Raw genomic sequence first — 22,442 nt, forward strand, 5'->3', positions numbered from 1 at the left:
GTCGTCTCCTCACATCCAGTCCATCACGACCTTGCCGGAATTGCCCGACCGCATCGCCTCGAAGCCGTCGCGGAAATCGTCGATGCCGATCCGGTGGGTGATGATGGGCGCGAGATCGAGGCCGCCCTGGACGAAGGCGATCATCTTGTACCAGGTCTCGAACATCTCGCGGCCGTAGATGCCCTTGAGATTGAGCATCTTGAAGATCACCTTGTTCCAGTCGATTTCGAAGCCCGCCGGCGCGATGCCGAGAATGGCGATCTTGCCGCCATTGTTCATCTTGTCGATCATGTCGCGGAAGGCTGGTGCTGCCCCCGACATTTCCAGCCCGACGTCGAAACCCTCCGTCATGCCGATCGCCTTCATCACGTCGGCGAGGTTTTCTTTCGATGCGTCGACGACATGGTCGATGCCGAGCTTGCGCGCCAGCTCCAGCCGGTGCGGATTGATATCGGTGATGACGACCTTGCGGGCGCCGGATCGCTTGGCGACGAGCGCGCCCATGATGCCGATCGGCCCGGCGCCGGTGACGAGCACGTCTTCGCCGACGAGATCAAAGGAAAGCGCAGTGTGCACCGCATTGCCGAATGGATCGAAGATTGCGGCGATCTCGTCGGAAATATCATCCGGGATCGGCACGACATTGCTTTCGGGAATGCAGACGAACTCACCGAACGAACCCGGGCGATTGACACCGACACCGAGCGTATTGCGGCAGAGATGCCCCCTGCCCGCCCGGCAGTTGCGGCACTTGCCGCAGACGATATGCCCCTCGCCGGAGACCCGCTCGCCGACATGATAGCGGGTGACCGCCGAGCCGATCTCGGCGATCTCGCCGGAGAATTCATGGCCGACCACCATCGGCACCGGAATGGTCTTCTGCGCCCACTGATCCCAGTTCCAGATATGGACATCGGTGCCGCAGATCGCCGATTTCTTCACCCGGATCAGCACATCGTTCGGCCCGACCTCGGGCACCGGCACATTCTCCATCCAGAGCCCGACTTCCGGTTTCGCTTTGACCAGCGCCTTCATCATGTTCGACATCGACAATATCCACCCTTACTTGGCGCCCGACTTTGCTATCCCCTCTTCTCCCCAGCGGGGAGAAGGTGCCCGTAGGGCGGATGAGGGGGTGACACGGCACGCCGTCAAACTCAAATCACACCCAGTTCCCGCCCTGTCTCGGCAAAGGCCGCAATCGCCCGCTCGACATCCGCCCGCGAATGCGCCGCCGACATCTGTGTGCGGATGCGGGCCTGGCCTTTCGGCACGACGGGGAAGGAGAAGCCGATCACATAGATCCCCTTCTTCAGCATCAGGCCGGCCATATCCTGGGCAAGCTTAGCCTCCCCCAGCATCACGGGGATGATCGGATGGCCTTCGCCGGCAAGCGTGAAGCCGAGCTTGGTCATTTCGGTGCGGAAGAGATCCGCATTGTCGGAAAGGCGCTTGCGCAAGGCATCACCGTTTTCGATGAGATCGAACACCTTGAGCGAGGCGGCGGCGATAACGGGCGCCAGCGTGTTCGAAAACAGATAGGGGCGCGAGCGCTGCCGCAGCCATTCCACGACTTCCGCCTTGGCGCAGGTATAGCCGCCCGAGGCGCCGCCGAGCGCCTTGCCGAGCGTCCCGGTGATGATGTCGATCCGGCCCTCGACGCCGCAATGTTCGGCAGAGCCGCGACCGTTCTTGCCGACGAAACCGACAGCATGGCTGTCATCGACCATGACCATTGCGCCGTATTTCTCGGCGAGATCGCAGACCCCGCCCAAATTGGCGATGATGCCGTCCATCGAGAAGACGCCGTCGGTGGCGACCAGCTTGAAGCGGCTGCCCTCGGCCTTTTTCAGCTCCTCTTCGAGCGCTGCCATATCGTTGTTGGCGTAGCGGAAACGCTTGGCTTTCGAAAGCCTGACGCCATCGATGATCGAGGCATGGTTCAGCGCGTCGGAGATGATCGCGTCCTCCTCCGACAGCAGCGTTTCGAACAGGCCGCCATTGGCGTCGAAGCAGGAGGAATAGAGGATCGTGTCTTCCATGCCGAGGAAAGAGGAGATGCGCGCTTCGAGCTGCTTATGCTCTTCCTGCGTGCCGCAGATGAAGCGCACCGAAGCCATGCCGTAACCATAGCGGTCGAGCGCCTGCTTGCCGGCCTCGGCCAGTTCCTCGTTGTCGGCAAGGCCGAGATAGTTGTTGGCGCAGAAATTCAGCACCCGCTCGCCGGTGGAAATCACGATCTCGCCCGCCTGCTTGGAGCTGATGACCCGCTCGGATTTGTAGAGACCGGCATCCTTCAGCGCCGAAATCTCGTTGCTGAGATGGGAGAGAAATTGCGAGGTCATGGACGGCCTTTCATGAAGATTTCCGTGGCAGTGGGGTTAGCATATCGCCATCCGCTTGTCTTCTTCAGCGCTGGACCGCAATCAGCAGGAACATAGGCCGGTCCATCTCCTCAGCCCAATCTGGATTGTCGTGGAGCTCATCTTCGTTCGGGCTCCACTCCTCGACATGGCGGAGGGTAAAGCCGGCCGCGATCAAGGTGTTGAGCGTCGTGCCGAGCTTGCGGTGCTGCTTGACCACGCCCTTGGCGAGCCAGTTGGTGGTGCGCGGACCTTCGACGGAATAGTGGTCGAGCGGCCAGATGCGCCGTCCTTCGGCATCGGTTGTCCAGGCCGGATTGGTCGGCGCCATGAAGATCGGATGCTCGATGGTGAAGACGAAATGCGATCCCGATAAAAGCGCGCGATAGACCGTCGCGGCGAGACCGGCGAAATCCTCGATATAATGCAGCGCCAGCGAGCTGTAGGCGAAATCGAAAGAAGCTTGAGCAAGCGTGAGATGCTCGAGATCGGCGACCTCGTAGGTGATCGCTGCTTCAGTCGTATCGGCCCTCGCTCTGGCGATCATCTTTTCCGAAATGTCGAGCGCAAGCACGCTTGCAGCACCCTGACTCACGGCAAAACGCGAAAACCAGCCGAAGCCGCAGCCGAGATCGACAACACGCTTGCCGGCAAGATCGGGCAGGAGCGCACGCACGGCCGGCCACTCCGATGCTCCGTCGAGCCCGTGAACGGATCGTCTCATGCCGCTATATCCGGCGAAGAATTCCGGTCGGTCGTAAATATTCTGGGCCATCGGCGCTCCTCCTTTAGAGGAGCACTACCATGCCCCCTCGCCCGATCTCAAGGATCAGGCGGGCTCGCTTAACCCTTGTCCTGCGCCAAGATGATCTCCAGGAAGGCATCGCCGTAGCGTTCGAGCTTCGCCTGCCCGACGCCTGATATGGCAAGCAATTCCTTGCGGCTTCGTGGCTTCTCGGTGGCAAAGGCGATCAGAGTCGTATCGGGGAAGACGACATAGGGCGGCACGCTGAGTGATTTGGCGATCGCCATGCGCTCGGCCCTGAGCGCCTCGAAGAGACTGCCGTCGGCGCCTGATAGTCCCGATTTGCGCTCGCTGCGATCCGCCTTCTTCGTACGCCGTTCCGAGGCCGGCCGGTCCTTGCGGAAGAACACCTGCCGCTCGTGCTTGAAGACGGAGCGCGCCTCCGGCTCCAGCTTCAGCGCCCCGAAGGCCTCATGATCGACGCGGATCAACCCCATGGCGAGCAACTGGCGGAAGACCGACTGCCAGACGCGCGCTGGAATATCCTTGCCGGCGCCAAAGACCGGCATTTCGGCATGGCCGAAACGTTCGGTCTTTTCGTTGACGTTGCCGAGGAGCACGTCGACGACATGGCCAGCGCCGAAACGCTCGCCGGTGCGGTAGACAGCGGCCAGCGCCTTGATCGCCGCCTCGGTGCCCTCCCAGGTCTCGACCGGTTTCAGACAAGTGTCGCAATTGCCGCATTGGCCGGCATGCGCTTCGCCGAAATGGGCAAGGATCGCCTGGCGGCGGCAGGAGGCGGTCTCGCAGATCGCCAGCAATGCGTTGAGCTTGGCGCGTTCGACCCGTTTGATCTCCGCGGCGGCGCTGCCTTCATCGATCATCCGGCCGCGCTGGATGACGTCGGCCATGCCATAGGCCATCCAGACCTCGGACGGCAGGCCGTCGCGTCCGGCGCGCCCTGTCTCCTGATAATAGGCCTCGACGGAGCCCGGCAGATCGAGATGGGCGACATAACGCACATTCGGCTTGTCGATGCCCATGCCGAAGGCGACGGTGGCAACCAGGCAAAGATTCTCTTCTTTCAGGAAGGCATCCTGATTGGCGTCACGAACCGCCCTGTCCATGCCGGCATGATAGGCACGCGAGCGAATGCCCTGCCCGTTCAGCCACTCGGCCGTATCCTCGACCTTGGCGCGCGACAGGCAATAGACGATGCCACTGTCGCCCTTGTGGCCGGACAGGAACCGCAACAGCTGCTGGCGCGGCTGGTCGCGCTCGACGATTTCATAGGCGATGTTCGGGCGGTCGAAGCTGGTGGTGAAGATTTCGGCAGAATCCAAACCCAGCCGCTCGATCATGTCATCGCGCGTATGCGGATCGGCCGTCGCCGTCAGCGCCACCCTGGGCACACCGGGATATTGCTCGCCGAGCCGGCCGAGTTCGCGATATTCCGGCCGGAAATCATGGCCCCATTGCGAGACGCAATGGGCCTCGTCGATGGCAAACAGCGCGATCTTCTCGTTGGCGATCAGCTCGCGGAAACCATCGGTCAGAATACGCTCGGGCGTCACGTAGAGAAGGTCGAGCTGGCCCGCCGAAAGCGCGCGGCGAACCTCGACGAACTCCTCGCGCGACAGCGACGAGTTGAGTGCTGCGGCGCGGATGCCGAGCTGCTTCATCGCCTCCACCTGATCCCGCATCAGCGCAATCAGCGGCGAAACGACGATGCCGACGCCGTCGCGGCAGAGCGCCGGGATCTGGAAGCACAGCGACTTGCCGGCGCCCGTGGGAAAGAGCACGACAGCATCGCCGCCGGAGACCAAATGCTCGACCACCTGCTGCTGCTTGCCGCGGAAGGAGGAATAGCCGTAGACCTGCTTGAGGATATCGAGCGGCGAACGGCCGGAAGAAAACAGCGCGCCGGAAGCGGAAAAGCCCGGTTCATTCCGTTCAGTCAACGACATCAGTGGTTCGCCGCCCCTTTGACGCGGCCGGAAAGCACACCGAAGCCATCGATGATCGCCTCCTGGTTCTCAAGGCGCACCCCTTCGAAATGCACTTCCTGCTGCGCTCGCATCAGTTGAACGATCGCCTCGCCGTCGCCGGCTTCTGTTGCCAGCGCGATCTCGCGCTCAAGCTCGATCTTCTGCCGGCGCAGCGCCTTCGCCCGCTTGTGGGAGGCCAGCGCCTGGCGGTATCCCTCACGCGCATCCTCCATCGCCGCCTCCTCGGTCGCGATCCACAGCCGGGCATTGCGCACCTGCTGGTCGAGGCTCTTGATGAGCGGGCCGAAGCCTTGGAATTCCAGCCTTTCGGTCAGGTATTCGCGCGTCAGATGCGGGCCGGCTACGGCCGCGGCCGCCCCCAGCATCGCCGACCAGAGCCGCTGCAGCTCGCGGCTGTCATATTCAATCGCGGCTATTTCGTCATAATCGTCGATCATCAGCGAGGGGTGATTGACGACGGTCAGCGCCAGCACGCATTCGCGCAGCGCCGTATTGTTCTGGTGGCCGCGCACGGGGCCTGAGCGGGCGAGCCTTTCTGAAATGACGCTGGGGCTTTTCGGCCCGGCCTTGCCCGCATTGTCGCGGCTCGTCCGGTAATTGCCATTGCCGTTGAAGCCGCCGCGGCGATCGCCATTGTTGCGGTTCTGGAACTGCGGCTGGAAGAAGACGTTCAGCCGGTCGCGAATATCCTGCTGGTAGTGACGGCGCACGTTCTCGTCGGCGATGACAGCGACCAGTTGCTTCAGCCGCGCCTCGAGTTCGGCGCGCGCCTCCGGCGTGTCGAACTTGCCGGAGTTAACCTCCCGGCTCCACAGCATCTCGGAGAGCGGCTTTGCCTGGCTCATCACCTTGTCGAATGGCGCGCGCCCGTCATCACGCACGAGATCGTCGGGATCCTTGCCGTCGGGCAGAAGCGCGAAGCGAACGGAGCGGCCGGGCTTCAGATGCGGCAGCGCCAGTTCAGCGGCGCGATTGGCGGCGCGGATACCGGCGCCGTCGCCGTCGAAGCAGAGCACCGGCTGCGGCACCATCTTCCACAGCAGCTCGAGCTGGTTTTCGGTGAGCGCCGTGCCGAGCGGCGCGACGGCATTCTCGATGCCCGCCTGATGCAGTGCGATCACGTCCATATAGCCTTCGACGGCAATAATGGTGCCGGTCGCATTGTCGTCCTGAGAATCACCGCGGCCAGGTCCCTGGATCGCCCGCCGCGCACGGGCGAAATTGTAAAGAACATTGCCCTTGTGGAAGAGTTCAGTCTCGTTGGAGTTCAGATATTTCGCCGGCGCATCGGCCGACATGGCGCGGCCGCCGAAGGCGATCACCTTTTCCCGCGATGAAAGGATCGGGAACATGATGCGGTCGCGGAAACGATCGTAGGAAACCGGCACGTTTTCATGGACAACCAGGCCGCAGGCCTCCATCTGATCCTTGGAGACACCCTTGCCGGCGAGGAATTCCTTGAGCGCATTGCGGCTGTCGGGCGCAAAGCCGAGACGGAAGGTCTCGATGGTGCGCCCCGTCAATCCGCGGTCGCGCAGATAGGCGCGCGCCCTTGCCCCATTCGCGGTCTGCAACTGATCCTGGAAAAATTGCGTCGCCATTTCCATGACGTCGATCAGCGAGCCGCGCTCCTTTTCGCGCTTCTCCATCACAGGATCGGCAAGCGGCATCGGCACGCCGGCCATATCGGCGATCTGCTGCACCGCCTCGGGAAAACTCAAGCCCTCCAGCTCGGTGAGAAAGCGGAAATGGTCGCCGGTGACGCCGCAGCCGAAGCAGTGATAGCGGCCCTTGCGGTCCTCGCAATGGAAGCTCGGTGATTTTTCGCCGTGGAACGGGCAGCAGGCCCAGTAATCGCCGCGCGAAACGTTGGTCTTGCGCTTGTCCCAGCTGACGCGACGCGCAATCACGTTCGAAATCGGAACGCGGTCGCGAATATCATCGAGAAAGGTGTTGGAAAAGCGCATTTATACCTCTTGATCAGCCTCCATATAAGCTGCTTTGCAGTTCCATGCCACGAAACTTGTCATGAAAGCCCGCTATTCACAGGCTATGTAGCCGTCATCGACGCCTCCGGTTATCCAATCAACAACGCGTTATCGCTCCCTGCGACAGGGTGCGACATTATTGTCCCTTCGGAGCCGGAATTCTGCCGTCAGAAAAGCTTGAGCAGGAGCGGCGCCCCCCAACAAAGTTGAGAGAAAATCTTTTTGAAACAAAAGATTATCCCCTCAGATGATTGCGCCTCATCATCCCTAGCGCCACCTCCCGAGGGTCCGCTTCGACGCCTCCCAAACCGCCGATTCCGGCAATTATTATTTTTTTGTAATTTGAATAAGCCTCCGCGCCGCAATAGGTTCGATCTCAACAAAGCGATCCCCGAGCGAAGCACCATCCCTACCCCCGGCGCCGCTTCGCAAGGGTGCCTTTGCAAATACCCTCCGGCTTGGGCTTCGGCCCTGCGTGCCGGTGGAAGCAAAGAGCAAGAAGGCAGGAGCGCCCCCAGCTCCTGCCTTCTTAAATTTTTGGCTCTCCTGCGACAACTCTCCCTTTGAAATTAACCGCTTATCGATAAAATCGTTGACAGGCGGCGCTCGCATGAAAGATGTATGCGCCGAACTCCCTGGACCTCTCCAAATGGCTTTTACCGCGGACAACCTTGCAGCAGACGACCGCTTTCTTGCCGCGATCCTGCATTGCGCCGATCAGATGCTCGCCATCTATCGCGAGAGCCCGCGCATCGCTTCGATCTTCGCCGCGCAGCAGCGCTGGCTGATGGCCCATGCCGGCTTCGCGCTTCACTACGGTTATTCCGACGACGGCAAGAGCGGCGGCCTCTATTCCGGCCGCTTCATCGATTTTGCGGTCAGGAACAACATCGCCAGCCGCAACACGGCCGCGGCCTTCATGCAGGAAATGCTGGCCTATCGCTTCCTGCGACCGGTTCCCGGCCCCGATAAGCGCACACGTTACCTCGAGCCCACCGAAATCGCCGAGCAGCATTTCACCCGATGGCTCGTCGCCCATATGATGATCCTCGACAGCCTCGACGGCGGTGAGCGCGCCGATAAGATCACCGCCAACCCCTCGGCGATGATGGCAGCAATCCAGCCACTGATCGCAAGGGCGATCATAGGAAGTGAAGCGGTGCGCAATCCGGGCGCCACCTTCAACCTCTTCAACTGGGCAAATTCCGGCGGGCTGGTGATGGACTATATGATCTCGCGCCTTCCCGAATTTCCAAGGACGGCCGATCGCGTCGTGCTCGGCCCTCTGTCGCTCAGGGAAATCCGCGAACAGTTCATGATCTCCAACACCCATCTGAAGCGGCTTCTGATGCAGGCAGCGACCATGGAGAGCATCGGCTGGACGGAACCCTCTCGCAAGGGCGACTTCTGGCTATCGGCCCATTTCATCCGCGAATATTGGAATTATCAGGCGGCGAAATTCGCCATCATCGATGCCGCCGCCGAAGCGGTGCTCGGGCCCGCGGTCCGTGACGAACCGCAGGCAAGACGGGTTCTCTGAGGCTTATCCGTTCAACAGTTCCTTGACGGTCGCCGATGCCTTGGCGAAATCCATCTGGCCGGCATAACGCTCCTTCAGCGCCGCCATCACCTTGCCCATGTCCTTGGCGCCTGCGGCACCCGTTTCAGTGATGATCGCCGAGACGTTGGCGCGCACTTCGCTGTCCGAAAGCTGCTTCGGCATGAAATCCTGAATGACAATGATTTCGGCGCGCTCCTTGGCGGCAAGCTCCGGCCGGGAATTCTCCTCGTAGATCTTGGCCGATTCGTCGCGCTGCTTCACCATCTTGGCGAGAATCTGCAGGATCTCGTCGTCGCTCGCCTGCTCCTTGCCAATGCCGCGATTGGCGATATCGCGGTCCTTGACCGCGGCCTGAATCAGCCGGACGGTGGACAGCCGCTCCGCATTCTTGGCCTTCATCGCCTCTTTCAGCTGGGTGGCGAGTTGATCGCGCAGCATAGTCTTCACTCCTGTTTTGATGCCGCTTCATAAACCACGCTGATGCGGCGGATCAAATAAATTGCGCGGTCAGTGCGATAAAGCGCAGGAAAACAGCCGCGATCTCGGCTACAAAGATTGACGCTAAGCGATTGCGTGGCTATTTACCGCCACCTGCACCAAAATTCGTGATCAGGCCTGAAGCGCGCGGCATTGCCGTGTCCACACGCCTGCGAAATCAAATGGCGACGAGCGCGGCAACGCGCCCACCTGCCGGAAACGGGATGAAGATGACCGCGACAGCACCCTGGACAATCGAAAAGCCGACCGCCCTCCTCGTTCTTGCCGACGGCACGGTCATCGAAGGCAAGGGCATCGGCGCCACCGGCAAGGTGCCGGCCGAAGTGGTCTTCAACACAGCGTTAACAGGCTATGAGGAGATCCTGACGGACCCCTCTTATCTCGGCCAGATCGTCACCTTCACCTTCCCGCATATCGGCAATATCGGCACCAATGATGAAGACATCGAAGATCTGACGCCCGCCGCCCGCCACGGCGCCGTCGGCGTCATCTTCAAGGCCGACATCACTGAGCCCTCGAACTACCGCGCCGCCAAGCACCTCGACCAATGGCTGAAGGCGCGCGGCGTCATCGGTCTCTGCGGCATCGACACGCGCGCACTGACCGCCTGGATCCGTGAGAACGGCGCTCCGAACGCTGTGATCGCCCACGATCCGAACGGTGTCTTCGACATCGAGACGCTGAAGGCTGAGGCCAAAGCCTGGAGCGGCCTCGAAGGTCTCGACCTCGCCAAGATCGCCTCCTCGGGCCAGTCCTCGCAATGGGCCGAAACGCCGTGGGTGTGGAATGAAGGCTACGGTGAACTCAAGGCGGCCGACGCGAAATACCACGTCGTCTGCCTCGATTACGGCGTCAAGCGCAACATCCTGCGCCTGTTTGCCGGCCTCGACTGCAAGGTGACTGTCGTGCCGGCCGCAACGAGCGCCGAAGACGTACTCGCCATGCAGCCGGACGGCATCTTCCTGTCGAACGGCCCGGGCGATCCGGCGGCAACCGGCGAATATGCCGTGCCTGTGATCAAGACGCTGATCAAGACCGATATCCCGGTCTTCGGCATCTGCCTCGGCCACCAGATGCTGGGTCTCGCACTCGGCGCGAAGACCGAGAAGATGCATCAGGGCCATCACGGCGCCAACCACCCCGTCAAGGACCATACCACCGGCAAGGTCGAGATCGTCTCGATGAACCACGGCTTCGCGGTCGACTCGAAGTCGCTGCCGGATGGCGTTGAAGAGACTCATATTTCACTTTTCGACGGCACCAATTGCGGCCTGCGCGTCCTCGGCAAGCAGGTTTTCTCGGTCCAGCACCATCCGGAAGCCTCTCCAGGCCCTCAGGACAGCCACTATCTCTTCCGTCGCTTCATCAACATGGTGCGCGAGAAGAAGGGCGAACCGGCGCTCGCCGAACGCTGATTTCAAGCCTTAGCGATTTCCGGCCGCCTAGGTCGGCCTTGAACTTGTTGACAAACCTCACTCTTCGTCATCCTCGGCCCTGTGCCGAGGATCTGCTACCTATCGACCGAAGGCAGATGCTCGGGACAAGCCCGAGCATGACGAAAGAGGAGTTGGTCCGCTTTGTCAGTAGCCCAAAGGTTCGCCCAGGCGGGCCTTTTTCTTTATCCGCCTATTGACCTCAGCTTAACTTGAGGAATTACAGATCTGCCTGCAGACATCTGATGCAGGAGAAAACTGGATGAGCGGAGCTTTCTTTCGAGTCGACAAGTTCATCGTGCCGGCGGCGGCACGCGAGGAATTTCTCGTCAAAGTGATGATGACCCACAAGGTGTTGGAGGCGCAGGACGGTTTCATCGATCACAGGGTGCTGGAGCAGGTCGCCGGTCCGGGCGAATTCAACTTCGTCACGATTGCCGAATGGGAAAATACCGAAGTCGTCGAGCGCGCGCGGGCAGCCGTGGCGGCCGCTCATAAGGCCGCGAATTTCGATCCGCAGGAAATGTTTTCGCGTCTCGGCATTCGTGCCGATATCGCCAGCTACAAACCTGTCGGGGCTTGAGGGTAAAGACGGCCCGCTAGAGCATGATGCCGAAAAGTGTCAGCGGTTTTTGGAGGACATCATGCTCTGACTATTTGGTTTAGAACGGGAGGATGTTAAGCCGACGCGGCCTAAAATCCTCCCGTTCTAGGCGTCGGCCGTCACTCCTTCGCGGCGAAGGAGAAGGTAGAAGCGCGCGCAGAGCATGACGGCGGCGGCTGCCAGCCCGACGAGGAAGCCGAACCAGATGCCGATACCGCCGAAACCCAACGGGAAAGCAAAGACCCAGGCGAGGAAGAAGCCGATCGGCCAGTAGGCAATCAACGCCATGATCATCGGCACGCGGGCGTCCTTGAGGCCGCGCAGCAATCCATTGGCGATCACCTGCAGCCCGTCGACGAGCTGGAATAGCCCGGCAACGATGATCAGCGGCCCGGCATAGGCAAGCACCTCGGGCGCCTCGGGCGAGGTGACGTCGAGGAACCAGCTGCCGAGGAATTGCGGCATGGTGGCGAAAAGCACGCTGCCCACTGCCGAAATGGCGCAGGCGAGGACGAGCACGGTGATCGAAGCGCGCACCAGCCCTTGATAGTCGCCCTGCCCGTGGGCGACGCCGACGCGCACCGTTGCCGCCTGGCTGAGGCCGAGCGGAATCATGAAGGCAATCGAGGCCCATTGCAGGGCAATGCCATGGGCGGCGAGCTCGATGGTGCCGATATAGCCCATCAGCAGCGAGGCCACCGTGAACAGGCTGACTTCGGCGAGGATGGTGACGCTGATCGGGAAACCGAGCCGGATGACCTCCAGCAGCGCGTGCCAGTCGGGTTTCCAGAACCGCACGAAGATCTCGTAGCGCCGCGTCTCTTCCCGCCGCTGCACGAAAGCCAGGATGAAGAGGAAGCCGGCTGTCTGCACGACGACCGAAACGATCGCCGCACCTTCGAGCCCCATCGCCGGAAAGCCGAAATGGCCGAGCACGAGGATATAAGCGAAGATCGCGTTCATCACCAGCGTGGCGATGGTCACGTTGAGGATGATGCCCGCCTTGCCGATGGCGCTGACCAGCGCGCGCATGACGTTGAAGAGCAGTGCCGGCAGTACGCCGAACTGACCGATCATGATGTAGCCGTGGGCGAGCTTGGCCACCTCGGGCTTCTGCTGTGCGAAGAGGAGGACCTGCTCCGAATTGAAGAAGGCCGGCTGCATGATGACCCAGTATGCGATCACCACCCACAGACCCATGCGCAGCGACCGGCGCACCGAGATGAGATCGCCACGGCCATAGGCCTGCGCCACCATCGGAATGACGGCGATGGCAAAGCCCGAGCCGAAGATCAGGATCGTGAACAGGAACTGTGCCGCAAGCACCATAGCCGCCAGATGCTCGGCACCGAGACGGCCGACGATCATCACATCGGTGGTGTTGATGCCGAGCTGGGCAAGCTGCGCGCCGATCAGCGGAATGCCGAGCGCCAGCGTGGCACGGAAATGTGCGCCCCAACGATTGTCGGTTGTCGGCGCAAGCCTGCGCGCGTCGATCGGCGTGTCCATGACACCAGTCCTGTGATTGAAATATGCGTCGCCGCAGCTTGCGGCGAAATATCATCCGGGCTTAGATCAAAGCCCCGCAAAGAACTACCCCAAATGAGGCAGATGATGAAAAATTCATCATCACATCAGCATTTCTGATCGATCAACCTGCCGCTTCCAGCGCCTCGGCCGGCTCACGGACCCGGACCCGAACGAGGAACACGCCGGCGGCCACCAGGATGAACAGCGCGGCGGCAAGATAGGGCGCGCCGGCAAAGTTGACCGGCGCCTCGGGCCGCGTGAAATAACCGAACATCTGCGTGAAGATCAGCGGCCCGGCGATGGTGGTGATGCTGCTGAGGCTGGTGAGCGCGCCCTGCAGCTCTCCTTGCGCCGAGGGCGGCACCATGCCGGCGGCGATGCTGCGCAGCGGCGGATCGGCGACGTTTTCCATGACCGTCGCAACGATGATGACATAGACGACCCAGCCCTCCCAGGCGAAGGCATAGCCGGTAAGCCCGACGGCCGAGAAGCAGAGGCCGAGAAGAGCGGTCTTCCACTCGCCGAGCACCGGCACGATCCGCGGCAGAACCAGCCCCATGACGATCGCGGCGCCGATGCCGTAAATGCCGAGCGACAGACCGATCTGTCCCTCGCTCCAGCCGTAGCGATAGGTCGAGACGAACGACCAGACCGAGGGATAGACGGCATGCGCCAGGAAGAACAGAAACATGACGAGGCTGACCCAGCCGATGCCGGGATAATGGCGCATCTGGCGCAACGCGCCGAGCGGATTGGCACGCTTCCACTCGAACCGGCGGCGGTTCTTCGCCTCCAGCGTTTCCGGCAGCAGGAAGCAGGCGGCGATGAAATTGATAAGCGATAGCGCGGCCGCGCCGAGGAATGGCACACGCGGGCCGAATTCGCCGAGGACACCGCCGACGACGGGGCCGATGGTGAAGCCAACACCGAAGGCGATGCCGATCAGCCCGAAATTCTTCGCCCGGTTCTCCTCCGTGCTGATATCGGCGATATAGGCCGAGCAGGTGGCGAAACTGCCGCCGCTGATGCCGGCAAGCACGCGGCCGACGAACAGCATCCAGAAGCTGGTGGCAATGCCGCAGATGAAATTGTCGATCGCAAAAGTCAGCACCGAAAGCAAAAGGATCGGCCGGCGGCCGAAACGGTCAGACAGGTTTCCGAGCAGCGGCGCGAACAGGAATTGCATGCCGGCATAGACCAGCATCAGCCAGCCGCCGTCGATCGCCGCATCGCTGACGCTGCCGCCAGTCAGTTGCTCCAGATAGGCAGGCAGCACCGGCATGATGATGGCGATACCGATAATGTCGAGGAAGAGGATGATGAAGACCAGGAAAAGGCCGCGGCGAACGAATTTCGGGTCAAGCATGAGGCATCTCTACAGCGGTTGGTTCTGAAAAGACGATCTCATCGCCGAGAAAATGACATAGCTCAGAAAGGAAACCGAAACAATCCGTGAACATTTCAAAGTTTTTGATAATGCCCAACGGGAACTTTATGAGAGGCATCAACCGGAGGGCGCGCGCTGCCGTTCCAGCTTCAGAAAATCGACGAAGGCGCGCAACGGTGCCGGCATATGCCGTCGGCTGGCGTAGTAGAGATACGGGCCGGAAAATTCGCTGACCCAATCGTCGAGGATAGCAACCAGTTGACCGGAGGCGAGGCTCGGTTGCAGGAGCTCCTGGAATGAGCCGATGACGCCCAGTCCCGCGATCGCCGCGGAAAGCTCCACCTCGATTGAGTTGGAAGTCAGCGCACCGCTCGGCGAGATGACCAGAGTCTCGCCGCTGCGCTCAAATTCCCAGGTGAGCGCGGCCCCGCTGAGGAAACGGTGCCGGATGCAGCTGTGCTCCAGCAGATCACGCGGATGCTGCGGTACGCCCCTTTCCTGGAGATAGGCCGGCGAAGCGGCGGTGACGTAGCGCTGCCGGCGCGGGCCGATTGGTACGGCGATCATATCGCGCTCGATGCGCTCGTCATAGCGGATGCCGGCATCGAAACCGGCGGCGAGCACGTCGATGAAACTATCCTCGGCGACGATCTCCAGGTCGATCTCGGGATAGAGCTTCAGGAACCGGCAGGCAATGTCGGGCAGGAACAGCCGCGCCGCGATCGTCGGCACATTGAGCCGCAGCGTACCGGCCGGCCTGTCGCGGAAACTGTCGAGCGCGCCGAGTGCGGCCGCGACCTCACTGAGCGCCGGCGCCAGTTGCGCCAACAATCGTTCGCCGGCGGCCGTCGGCGTGACGCTGCGCGTCGTCCGGTTGAGCAGGCGCACACCGAGCCGTTCCTCCAGCCGCCTGAGCGACTCGCTCAGCGAAGACGCTGAAACCCCGCGCTTGCGGGCGGCGGCGCGGAAGCTTCGCTCCCTTGCAATTGCCGTGAAAGCATCCAGATCACTCAGGGGAAGATCGTTCATTGTGCATTTTTCCGTACGACCTGTTCGACACTATCCGGATTATCGCACAAATACGAAAGCGGTAAAACGGCGTCCGGCAGCGCCGCCCCGGCGCCGAAAAGGAGAAGACAATGCAGACCTATCGTTTGGGAAAGACCGGACCCGAAGTCTCGGCCATCGGCCTCGGCTGCATGGGCATGTCGGGCATGTACGGCCCCTCCGATCGCGCAGAAAGCATAGCGACGATCCATGCCGCGCTCGATGCCGGCATCAACCTGCTCGACACCGGCGATTTCTACGGCATGGGCCATAACGAAATGCTGATCGGCGAGGCATTGAAGGGCCGCAGGCGCGAGGACGCCGTCATCAGTGTCAAGTTCGGCGGCCTGCGCGATCCCGTCGGCAACTGGAGCGGCATCGACGCCCGGCCGGTCGCGGTCAAGAACTTCCTCAGCTATACGCTGCAGCGCCTCGGCGTCGACTATATCGACATCTACCGTCCTGCCCGCCTCGATCCGAGCGTGCCGATCGAGGACACGGTCGGCGCCATCGCCGACATGGTCAAGGCAGGTTATGTCAGGCATATCGGCCTGTCGGAAGTCGGCGCCGACACCATCCGCCGCGCCGCCGCTGTCACCCCGATCGTCGACCTGCAGATCGAATATTCGCTGATCTCGCGCGGCATCGAGGAAAAGATCCTGCCGACGACACGCGAACTCGGCATTTCGATCACCGCCTACGGCGTGCTCTCGCGCGGCCTGATCAGCGGCCACTGGCAGAAGGGCCAGGGTGGGACGGCCGGCGATTTCCGCGCCTACAGCCCGCGCTTCCAGGAAGGCAACATCGAGCAGAACCTCGCTCTGGTGGAGAAGCTGCGCGAGATCGCCCAGGCAAAGAGCGTCTCGGTCGCCCAGATCGCCATCGCCTGGGTCGCCGCCAAGGGCAAGGATATCGTCCCGATCATTGGCGCTCGCCGCCGCGACCGACTGACCGAGGCGCTCGGCTCACGCGCCGTCGACCTGTCACCAGAAGATTTCGCCATCATCGAACGCGCCGTGCCGAAAGATGCGGCCGCGGGTGGACGTTATCCCGAGCATATGCTGCAGCATATGGACAGCGAGAAGTAAGCAAGGGATGGAAGGGGCTGCGATGCGCTTTGTGCCGTGCGCCCCTTCCTCTCTCCTCAAACCGGCCCCGAAAACGTATCGCAGGCTGACAGCTGGCCGCTGTCGAAGCCGCGCTTGAACCATCTGACCCTCTGCTCCGAGGTACCGTGGTTGAAACTCTCCGGCACGACATAACCCTGTGACCGCTTCTGCAGCGAATCGTCGCCGATCTGCTGGGCGGCGTTCAGCGCTTCCTCCAGATCGCCTGACTCGAGCAGGCCCTTCTGCTGGGTATATTTACCCCAGATGCCCGCAAAGCAATCGGCCTGCAGTTCAACGCGCACCGACATCTTGTTGGCGTCGGCCTCGCTCATGCGCTGGCGGGCCTGGTTGAACTTCGGCAGGATGCCGAGCAGATTCTGCACGTGATGGCCGACCTCATGAGCAACGACATAGGCCTCGGCGAAATCACCCGACGCGCCGAAGCGGTCGGAAAGCTCCTGAAAGAATTCGGTATCGAGATAGACCTTGTGATCGCTCGGGCAGTAGAACGGGCCTGTTGCAGATGATGCGGAGCCGCAGGCCGAGGCCGTCGAGCCCGAGAACAGCACGAGACGCGGCTCTTCGTAATTTTGGCCCTGCGCCTGGAAGATGCCCTTCCAGGTATCCTCGGTCTCGGCAAGGACAGTGCGCATGAATGCGGTCATCTCGTCGTTGGCGGGCGTGCGTGTTCCACCGGACTGGCTCTGCTCGTAGCCAGGACCGCTTGTCGTGCCGCCGGTATCGAGCATCTGCAGCAGATCAATGCCCATCATCTTGAAGATGAAATAGATGACGACGAGGAAGATGATCGTGCCGATGCTGAGGCCGCCGCCGGCGCGGCGAACACCGCCGCCGGAAGGAAAGTTGAAGCCGCCGCCGCGGCCGAAACCGCCGCCGGTCGGATCGCTGCGGCGATCCTCGATATTGTCGGACTGACGCCGGCCTTTCCATTCCATCTTCGCTCTCCCCGGCAATGCCTGTGCTTGCGCTCAAGGAGTTATATATCCGTCGGCCGCCGGAATTCCAGCGACTTCATCAGGCAATCAGGCGCCCGCGTCGGCGACGTAGCACGACTGCGATCAGGATCGAGCCGATCACCGCCCCAGCAAGGACAGCCGGCCATTTCGCGCCGGTGAAGATGACCGCATGCATGATCCGGCCAGGCACGAAAGTGAACAGGCCTGCAAGGACGATGCCGCCGAAATAAAGGCCGGCGACGATGCGCTTATGCAGACGGATATCGCCGCGGCGGGCCGCCGCTATCGCATTCCAGCTGCCGCCCAGCGTTGCGATCGACAGAAGATGGATCGGGCTGAACCCGTAGAAGAGATCGAGCTCATGAATGAAGAAGCTCGATATCGCCGTCACGACGATCAGCGCCATCCAGATCCTGCCGAGCAGCCGGTGCAGCGGCGTGCCCTTGGGGCGCAGCAGGATATAGGCGCCGAGAATTGCCGCCGGTGTAACAGCGGCGACATGGATCTGAACGGCGAACGGGGCATCGAGGAGCGGTTCGAGGGTCATCAGCGGCATCCGGTTGAATTCGATCGCTCTTTCCGCCAAGACTGCATCTGCCTCAATCCGAACCGCGCGAACGGCAGGAAAACTTCGTGATTCACCTCTTCTTGCAATCCACGCTTCGCGAATTGCAGGTCTTTCTCCACTCCCGGCGCTTCTGGGGAACCTTTGCCGCTATCGTCCTGCTCTTTGCCGTCACCGGCCCCTACGGCACCATGGAAAGCATGGCCTTCGGCGAACGCCTCGCCTACTGGCTGAGCCTGCATACCCTTGCCTGGGTGATCGCCATCCTCTGCGCGGTTGCGGCCGAAAGACTGCTGCGGGGATTGATCGTTTCCATGTTCGCCCGGATGATGGCGGGTTCGCTCATAGCCGCCCTGCCGATCGGTTTTGCCATCGGCCTCGTCGACTATGCCTTCACCGGCGAAGCGACTACGCTCGAAAGCGGCCTGCAGCGCGCGCTTTTTGCCGTGCCCCTCTGCGCCCTCTTCTGCCTTTTGACCTACATGGCGATGAGCCAGAAAATCGCCGAAGCCGCAGCGCCTGAGGAAACCAGCCCCGGCACCTCGATCCTCGACCGGCTGAAGCCTGAGAATCGTGGTCCGCTGCTGCGCCTCTCCGTCCAGGATCACTATACCGAGGTGGTGACCGGCCGCGGGCGCGAACTGGTGCTCTTGCGTTTTGCCGACGCACTGAAGGAAGCCGCCGCGACGCCGGGCCTTCGCGTTCATCGCTCGCACTGGGTGGCCGACGCCCATGTCGAAAGCCTGAAACGCGACGATGGCAGGCTGCTGATCCTCACGCGCGACGGCACGAAAATCCCGGTTAGCCGCAGCTATGCCGAGGAAGTGCGCCGCCGCTTCACGTAAAGAAGGCGCGCCAAGCGCTTGACGGGACTCCCGTTTGCGCTCTTCCGGAAGCAGGGCGGCGGCGAAATCCGGGTGGCGGTCGTGTCTGACGGGAAATAGCCCTTCGCGCCGTGTTGGATTCCTGTCGATTCCGCGATTTATGGGGTTCCGTTTGCAAATACATTTGCCTATAAGCCGCTTCTAGCCTGAAAAGACCCAGCATGCGCGACCCGACCCGGTGATCTCCCACCCTGGCCGGCTTTCTGCGCAGCCAGAAAACGGAAGCACCCATGCCGAAGCGCCAAGACATAAAATCGATCCTTATCATCGGCGCGGGACCGATCGTCATCGGCCAGGCTTGCGAGTTCGACTATTCCGGCACCCAGGCCTGCAAGGCGCTGAAGGAGGAAGGCTACCGCGTCATCCTCGTCAACTCCAACCCGGCGACGATCATGACCGATCCGGGCCTTGCCGACGCCACCTATGTCGAGCCGATCACCCCCGAAGTCGTCGCCAAGATCATCGCCAAGGAGCGCCCGGATGCGCTGCTGCCGACCATGGGCGGCCAGACGGCGCTGAACACCGCGCTTTCGCTGAAGCGCATGGGCGTGCTCGACCGCTACAATGTCGAGATGATCGGCGCCAAGCCCGCCGCCATCGACATGGCCGAGGACCGCGCGCTGTTTCGCGAGGCGATGGCCCGTATCGGGCTGGAAACCCCGCGCTCGATGCTGGCGAATGCCACCGACATCAAGGACCTCGACCGCAAGACGCACGAAGCCGAGCGCGTCAAGCTGCGTGAAAGCCTCTCGGGATCCGACCTCGACAAGGCGCTGGACGAGCTGGAAAATCAATGGAACCTCGGTGAGAGCGACCGCAAGCAGCGCTACATGAGCCATGCCATGGCGATTGCCGCCCAGGCGATCGACCATGTCGGCCTGCCCGCCATCATCCGTCCCTCCTTCACGCTCGGCGGCACCGGCGGCGGCATCGCCTACAATCGCTCGGAATTCTTCGAGATCGTCGGCGGCGGCCTCGACGCCTCGCCGACCACCGAAGTGCTGGTCGAGGAATCGGTGCTCGGCTGGAAGGAATATGAAATGGAGGTCGTCCGCGACAAGGCGGACAACTGCATCATCATCTGCTCGATCGAGAACATCGACCCGATGGGCGTCCATACCGGCGATTCGATCACCGTCGCGCCGGCGCTGACGCTGACGGACAAGGAATACCAGATCATGCGCAACGCCTCGATCGCGGTGCTGCGCGAGATCGGGGTCGAAACCGGCGGCTCGAACGTCCAGTTCGCCGTCAATCCCAAGGACGGCCGTCTCGTCGTCATCGAAATGAACCCGCGCGTCTCGCGCTCGTCGGCGCTAGCCTCCAAGGCCACCGGTTTCCCGATCGCCAAGATCGCCGCCAAGCTGGCGATCGGCTATACGCTCGACGAACTGGATAACGACATCACCGGCGGCGCAACGCCTGCCTCCTTCGAACCGTCGATCGACTACGTCGTCACCAAGATTCCGCGTTTCGCCTTCGAGAAATTCCCCGGCGCCTCGCCGGTGCTGACGACCGCGATGAAATCGGTCGGTGAAGTCATGGCGATCGGCCGCACCTTCGCCGAATCGCTGCAGAAGGCGCTACGTGGCTTGGAAACCGGCCTGACCGGCCTCGACGAGATCGAAATCCCCGGCTTTGAAGAGGGCGAATCCAGCCAGAACGCTATCCGCGCCGCAATCGGCACACCGACGCCCGATCGCCTGCGCATGGTCGCCCAGGCGCTGCGCCAGGGCATGAGCGAGGCCGAAGTCCACGAAGGCTGCAAGATCGATCCCTGGTTCATCGCCGAGCTCAAGAATATCGTCGAGATGGAAGCCCGGATCCGCGAGCACGGCCTGCCTGATGATGCCGCCAACCTGCGCATGTTGAAGGCCATGGGCTTTTCCGACGCGCGTCTGGCGACGCTGACCGGCAAGCGCCCGAAGGAAGTTGCCGAATTCCGTAACAAGCTGAACGTCCGCCCCGTCTTCAAGCGCATCGATACCTGTGCCGCCGAATTCGCCTCGCCGACCGCCTACATGTATTCGACCTATGAGACGCCTTTCGTCGGCGCCGCCCGCTCCGAGGCTGAAGTCTCTGACCGTAAGAAGGTCGTCATCCTCGGCGGCGGTCCGAACCGCATCGGCCAGGGCATCGAGTTCGACTATTGCTGCTGCCACGCCGCCTTCGCGCTGAAGGATGCGGGTTATGAAGCGATCATGATCAACTGCAACCCGGAAACCGTCTCGACCGATTACGATACCTCGGACCGCCTCTATTTCGAGCCGCTGACGGCCGAGGACGTGATCGAGATCCTGCGGGCGGAGCAGGAAAAGGGCGAAGTCGTCGGCGTCATCGTCCAGTTCGGCGGCCAGACGCCGCTGAAGCTTGCCGAGGCGCTGGAAAAGAACGGCATCCCGATCCTCGGCACCGCGCCTGACATGATCGACCTTGCCGAGGACCGCGACCGCTTCCAGAAGCTGTTGATGAAGCTCGACCTCAACCAGCCGAACAACGGCATCGCCTATTCGGTTGAGCAGGCCCGCATGGTCGCCACCGAAATCGGCTTCCCACTGGTCGTGCGTCCCTCTTACGTGCTTGGCGGCCGCGCCATGCAGATCCTGCATTCGGAAGGCCAGTTGCAGAGCTACCTGCTTGATACCGTGCCTGAACTGGTGCCTGAGGATATCAAGCAGCGCTACCCGAACGACAAGACCGGCCAGATCAACACTCTGCTCGGCAAGAACCCGCTGCTCTTCGACAGCTATCTCAGCCACGCCATCGAAGTCGACGTCGACTGCCTCTCCGACGGCACAGACGTCTATGTCGCCGGCATCATGGAGCATATCGAGGAAGCCGGCATCCATTCCGGTGACAGCGCCTGCTCGCTGCCGCCGCGCACGCTCTCCAGCGAGATGCTCGACGAGCTGGAGCGCCAGGCCAAGGCGATGGCCAAGGCGCTCAACGTCGGCGGCCTGATGAACGTCCAGTTCGCCATCAAGGACGGCACCGTCTACGTTCTCGAAGTCAATCCGCGCGCCTCTCGCACCGTGCCCTTCGTCGCCAAGACCATCGGCGCGCCGATCGCCAAGATCGCCGCCCGCGTCATGGCCGGCGAAAAACTCGATGCGACCTTCGCCGCCTACGGCGAAAAGCCCGATCCGCGCAAGCTGAAGCACATCGCTGTCAAGGAAGCCGTCTTCCCCTTCGCCCGTTTCCCCGGCGTCGACACGCTGCTCGGCCCGGAAATGCGCTCGACCGGTGAAGTCATCGGCCTCGATACTGATTTTGCACTGGCCTTCGCCAAGTCGCAGCTCGGCGCCGGCGTCGAGCTGCCGCGTGACGGCACGGTGTTCGTCTCCGTGCGCGACGCCGACAAGCCGCGCGTGCTGCCGGCGATCAGCATCCTCGTCGAACAGGGCTTCAAAGTGCTGGCGACCGGCGGTACCGCCCGCTTCCTCGCCGAAAACGGTATCACCGCCACCAAGATCAACAAGGTGCTCGAAGGCCGTCCGCACATCGAGGACGCGATCCGCAACCGCCAGGTCCAGCTCGTCATCAACACCACCGATGGCAACAAGGCGATCTCGGATTCCAAGTCGCTGCGCCGTGCGACGCTGATGCAGAAGGTGCCCTACTACACGACGATGGCAGGCGCCGAGGCCGCCGCCCAGGCAATCAAGGCGCTGAAAGCCGGCAATCTGGAAGTGCGCCCGCTGCAGAGCTATTTCGCCTGAGATGCGGAACGCCATCGCTCGAT

At 62.0% G+C, this 22,442-nt stretch carries 17 protein-coding genes; 6 read left to right on the plus strand and 11 right to left on the minus strand.

Annotation, left to right across the window (positions count from 1 at the left end; translation table 11 throughout):
• Positions 1-9: 9 nt before the first annotated feature.
• The 5 genes from tdh to dnaG all read right to left on the minus strand — a co-directional run bounded on the left by tdh (position 10) and on the right by dnaG (position 7,084).
• The gene (gene tdh, locus RLCC275e_RS15210; protein ID WP_011652887.1) at positions 10-1,047 is read right to left on the minus strand and encodes an L-threonine 3-dehydrogenase; all 1,038 of its coding nucleotides are present in this window, start codon (positions 1,045-1,047) and stop codon (positions 10-12) included.
• 110 nt (positions 1,048-1,157) lie between these two features.
• Positions 1,158-2,345: a glycine C-acetyltransferase gene (locus RLCC275e_RS15215; protein WP_033180229.1), complete on the minus strand. Its 1,188-nt coding sequence runs from the start codon at positions 2,343-2,345 to the stop codon at positions 1,158-1,160.
• Positions 2,346-2,409: 64 nt separating this feature from the next.
• Complete coding sequence (locus RLCC275e_RS15220; protein ID WP_033180228.1) at positions 2,410-3,138, minus strand: class I SAM-dependent methyltransferase; 729 nt, start codon at positions 3,136-3,138, stop codon at positions 2,410-2,412.
• A gap of 68 nt (positions 3,139-3,206) precedes the next feature.
• On the minus strand, positions 3,207-5,075 hold the full coding sequence (gene recQ / locus RLCC275e_RS15225) for a DNA helicase RecQ (RefSeq protein ID WP_033180227.1): 1,869 nt from the start codon (positions 5,073-5,075) through the stop codon (positions 3,207-3,209).
• Positions 5,075-7,084 carry a DNA primase gene (dnaG, locus tag RLCC275e_RS15230; protein ID WP_033180226.1) on the minus strand — a complete coding sequence of 670 codons (2,010 nt, stop codon included), beginning with the start codon at positions 7,082-7,084 and terminating at the stop codon, positions 5,075-5,077. The genes recQ and dnaG overlap by 1 nt, the downstream gene beginning before the upstream one ends.
• Before the next feature lie 670 nt (positions 7,085-7,754).
• Here dnaG and RLCC275e_RS15235 point away from each other — a divergent pair.
• Positions 7,755-8,645 (plus strand): hypothetical protein, encoded by an 891-nt coding sequence (locus RLCC275e_RS15235; protein ID WP_033180224.1) that lies wholly within the window; start codon positions 7,755-7,757, stop codon positions 8,643-8,645.
• Positions 8,646-8,648: 3 nt separating this feature from the next.
• Here the strand turns inward: RLCC275e_RS15235 and RLCC275e_RS15240 are convergent, their stop codons facing one another.
• Positions 8,649-9,104 (minus strand): GatB/YqeY domain-containing protein, encoded by a 456-nt coding sequence (locus RLCC275e_RS15240; protein WP_018074031.1) that lies wholly within the window; start codon positions 9,102-9,104, stop codon positions 8,649-8,651.
• 269 nt (positions 9,105-9,373) lie between these two features.
• On the opposite strand from RLCC275e_RS15240, the gene carA reads away from it, so the two are divergent.
• Together carA and RLCC275e_RS15250 are read left to right on the plus strand one after the other, a co-directional pair.
• Positions 9,374-10,579 (plus strand): glutamine-hydrolyzing carbamoyl-phosphate synthase small subunit, encoded by a 1,206-nt coding sequence (carA, locus tag RLCC275e_RS15245; protein ID WP_033180668.1) that lies wholly within the window; start codon positions 9,374-9,376, stop codon positions 10,577-10,579.
• Between the two features lie 280 nt (positions 10,580-10,859).
• Positions 10,860-11,180: an antibiotic biosynthesis monooxygenase family protein gene (locus tag RLCC275e_RS15250; RefSeq protein ID WP_033180223.1), complete on the plus strand. Its 321-nt coding sequence runs from the start codon at positions 10,860-10,862 to the stop codon at positions 11,178-11,180.
• Positions 11,181-11,306: 126 nt separating this feature from the next.
• Here the strand turns inward: RLCC275e_RS15250 and RLCC275e_RS15255 are convergent, their stop codons facing one another.
• The 3 genes from RLCC275e_RS15255 to RLCC275e_RS15265 form a co-directional block, all read right to left on the minus strand.
• On the minus strand, positions 11,307-12,710 hold the full coding sequence (locus RLCC275e_RS15255) for an MATE family efflux transporter (RefSeq protein ID WP_033180222.1): 1,404 nt from the start codon (positions 12,708-12,710) through the stop codon (positions 11,307-11,309).
• Between the two features lie 142 nt (positions 12,711-12,852).
• Positions 12,853-14,097, minus strand: a complete 1,245-nt coding sequence (locus RLCC275e_RS15260) for a TCR/Tet family MFS transporter (RefSeq protein WP_033180221.1) — start codon at positions 14,095-14,097, stop codon at positions 12,853-12,855.
• Between the two features lie 138 nt (positions 14,098-14,235).
• Positions 14,236-15,147, minus strand: a complete 912-nt coding sequence (locus RLCC275e_RS15265) for a LysR family transcriptional regulator (protein WP_033180220.1) — start codon at positions 15,145-15,147, stop codon at positions 14,236-14,238.
• Positions 15,148-15,257: 110 nt separating this feature from the next.
• Here RLCC275e_RS15265 and RLCC275e_RS15270 point away from each other — a divergent pair, with 110 nt between their 5' ends.
• Positions 15,258-16,253, plus strand: a complete 996-nt coding sequence (locus RLCC275e_RS15270) for an aldo/keto reductase (protein WP_033180219.1) — start codon at positions 15,258-15,260, stop codon at positions 16,251-16,253.
• Positions 16,254-16,309: 56 nt separating this feature from the next.
• Here RLCC275e_RS15270 and ypfJ read toward each other — a convergent pair whose 3' ends face one another.
• Together ypfJ and RLCC275e_RS15280 are read right to left on the minus strand one after the other, a co-directional pair.
• Positions 16,310-17,230: a KPN_02809 family neutral zinc metallopeptidase gene (gene ypfJ, locus RLCC275e_RS15275; RefSeq protein ID WP_033180218.1), complete on the minus strand. Its 921-nt coding sequence runs from the start codon at positions 17,228-17,230 to the stop codon at positions 16,310-16,312.
• 79 nt (positions 17,231-17,309) lie between these two features.
• Entirely contained in the window at positions 17,310-17,837 is a 528-nt protein-coding gene (locus RLCC275e_RS15280) for a DUF2306 domain-containing protein (RefSeq protein ID WP_033180217.1), read from the minus strand.
• Positions 17,838-17,884: 47 nt separating this feature from the next.
• Here RLCC275e_RS15280 and RLCC275e_RS15285 point away from each other — a divergent pair, with 47 nt between their 5' ends.
• Complete coding sequence (locus RLCC275e_RS15285) at positions 17,885-18,661, plus strand: LytTR family DNA-binding domain-containing protein (RefSeq protein WP_033180216.1); 777 nt, start codon at positions 17,885-17,887, stop codon at positions 18,659-18,661.
• Between the two features lie 269 nt (positions 18,662-18,930).
• Positions 18,931-22,419, plus strand: a complete 3,489-nt coding sequence (carB, locus tag RLCC275e_RS15290) for a carbamoyl-phosphate synthase large subunit (protein ID WP_033180215.1) — start codon at positions 18,931-18,933, stop codon at positions 22,417-22,419.
• Positions 22,420-22,442 lie beyond the last annotated feature (23 nt).

This window comes from Rhizobium brockwellii, from assembly GCF_000769405.2.
In the GTDB taxonomy this organism is placed as follows: Bacteria; Pseudomonadota; Alphaproteobacteria; order Rhizobiales; family Rhizobiaceae; genus Rhizobium; species Rhizobium brockwellii.